We start from the raw sequence: 1,409 nt of genomic DNA on the forward strand, positions 1-1,409 counted from the left end.
GCCGTGGGCGGCGGCGGGAACGTGGCCCGGCTCGCCGCGCTGGAGGCGGGCCTGCCGGTCACCGTCCCCGGCGTCACCGTGGACCGGCAATGCGGCTCGGGTCTGGACGCGATCGTCCTGGCCTCCCGGCTGGTCGCGGCGGGCGGCGGCGGCCTGTACCTCGCGGGCGGCGTCGAGAGCATCAGCACGGCTCCGCTCCGCGCCCACCGCAACGACGACGGCAGCCCGGACTTCTACAGCCGGGCCCAGTTCGTGCCGCTGAGCTTCGGCGACCCCGACATGGGCGTGGCGGCCGAAAACGTCGCAGCCCGCTTCGGCATCAGCCGGAAACGCCAGGACGCCTTCGCGCTCCGCAGCCACCAACGCGCCCTGGCAGCCGCGGCCGCCGGGACGTTCGACGCCGAAATCGTGCCCCTCGCCGCCGGCTCCGGGGGGTCCGCGGCAGCCGACGACGGTCCGCGGCCGAGTCTTGGCCCGGCCCTGATGGCCCGTTTCCCGCCTGTATTTGCCAGCGGCGGCACGGTCACGGCCGGTAACTCCTGTTTCGACGCCGACGGTGCCGCCGCCGTCCTCGTCACGTCCATGGAGCGGGCCCGGCAGCTGGGTGCCGCCGACGGGCTGCTGGTCCTGGGAACCGACACCGCCGGGGTGGCGCCGCAGCTCCTCGGCATCGGCGCGGCCGCGGCGGCCGAACGGCTCCTCGCGGCACACGGACTGACGGCCGCGGACGTGGGCCTGGTGGAATTCAACGAGGCCTTCGCGGCCCAGACGCTCGCATGCTTTGACCAGCTGGGGATTGACCCAGAGCTGGCGAACCTCGACGGCGGGGCCCTGGCCCTTGGTCACGCCTATGGAGCCTCGGGCGCGGTACTGGTCACCCGGCTGCTGGCCCAGGCCCGCAGGTCCCCGGAGCCGGGGCAGCTTTCCCTGGCGATGATCAGCATCGCAGGCGGCATGGGCACGGCCGCGCTGCTGGGTTACGCGCGCCTCAATTAGGCCCCGGGAGGGGGACATGCCCATTCTTCGCGGCGCAGGATGGACATATAGGCCAGATGTCCACTGGCTGCGGGCAGGGGAGGGCATGTCCCTGTACCCGGTGCGGGCATGCCCCGGCGTGGCCTCGGGGAAGGACATGCCCATTCTTGGGCACGGGGAGCGGGCACGTGGTGGCGTGGCGGCGGTGAGGCCGTGCCTAGTAGACGGACCCTTCCAAGAGTTCTGAGAGTCGGCCGGCGGCGCGCCGGAGTTCAGGAACGCCGGCCTCGAGGCCGGCTTCGGTGGCTGACTCAACGGGGCTGGTTAGTGCCATGGACTCACTGGGGCGTCGGGTTCCGTTCGGCACAGCGACGGCGACCGACAGCACGCCGGTGGCACGCTCATCGGCCGAATACGCGTAATCGACGCCGGGC

At 72.7% G+C, this 1,409-nt stretch carries 1 protein-coding gene and 1 pseudogene; one reads left to right on the forward strand and one right to left on the reverse strand.

Translation table 11 applies throughout. The features are described from left to right. The coding region (locus LQV45_RS32405) for a thiolase family protein (RefSeq protein ID WP_230011651.1) at positions 1-996 on the forward strand (996 nt) is incomplete at its 5' end. Positions 997-1,192: 196 nt separating this feature from the next. On the opposite strand, the pseudogene LQV45_RS32410 reads toward LQV45_RS32405, so the two are convergent. After that, positions 1,193-1,409 (reverse strand): annotated as a pseudogene (locus tag LQV45_RS32410) (IclR family transcriptional regulator); the annotation flags it as partial.

This window comes from Microbacterium sp. Bi128, assembly GCF_918698205.1.